Annotated in this window: 1 protein-coding gene; it reads left to right on the top strand. The window is 71.2% G+C overall.

Going from position 1 to position 754, the window contains the following annotated elements; translation table 11 throughout:
- A partial coding sequence (locus tag G3N99_RS41315; RefSeq protein WP_206125322.1) for a sigma 54-interacting transcriptional regulator occupies positions 1–754 on the top strand: 754 nt, incomplete at both ends.

Below are 754 nucleotides of genomic sequence, written 5' to 3'. Positions count from 1 at the left end.
CGGCGAGGATGGCGACGCGCTCGCGACCGTGCGCGGCGTGCGCTACGTCGTGCATCGCGGGCCGCTCGTCGATCGCGGCGTCACGTCGGGCAGCGTGCTGACGTTCCAGGAATCGCGTGCGGTCGAACGGCTCGACCGCGCGCTGCGTTCGCAGCCCACCACGCAGCAGTTCGCGGCGCGCTACGCGCTCGACGACGTGGTCGGTGCATCGGTGCCGATGGCGCGCGTGCGCGATCTCGTGCGCCGCTACGCGAAATCCGACGCAACCGTGCTCGTGCTCGGCGAAAGCGGCACCGGCAAGGAAATGATCGCGCAAAGCCTGCACGCGCTGTCCGCGCGGCGCAGCTACCCGTTCGTCGCGGTCAACTGCGGCGCGTTTCCGGAAGCGCTGCTCGAAAGCGAGCTGTTCGGCTATGAGGAAGGCGCGTTCACCGGTGCGCGGCGCGGCGGCAAGACCGGCCTGTTCGAAGCCGCCCACCGCGGCACGCTGTTTCTCGACGAGATCGGCGAGATGCCGCCGTCGCTGCAGAGCCGGCTGCTGCGCGTGCTGCAGGAGCGCGAAGTGATCCGCCTCGGTTCGACCGAGCCGATCCGCATCGACGTGCGCGTGATCGCCGCGACGCACCGTCCGCTGCTCGCGGCCGTCGAGGCCGGCACGTTCCGCGCGGATCTCTATTACCGGCTCAACATCCTGAACGTCGGCCTGCCGCCGCTGCGCGAGCGCGCCGCCGACATCCCGGCGCTCGCGGCCCCA

Origin of the sequence: Burkholderia sp. Ac-20392 (genome assembly GCF_017104585.1) — a bacterium.
Classification (GTDB): domain Bacteria; phylum Pseudomonadota; class Gammaproteobacteria; order Burkholderiales; family Burkholderiaceae; genus Burkholderia; species Burkholderia lata.
The sequence above is the reverse complement of the archived record's forward strand: the minus strand, read 5'-3'. Positions and strand labels throughout refer to the sequence as shown.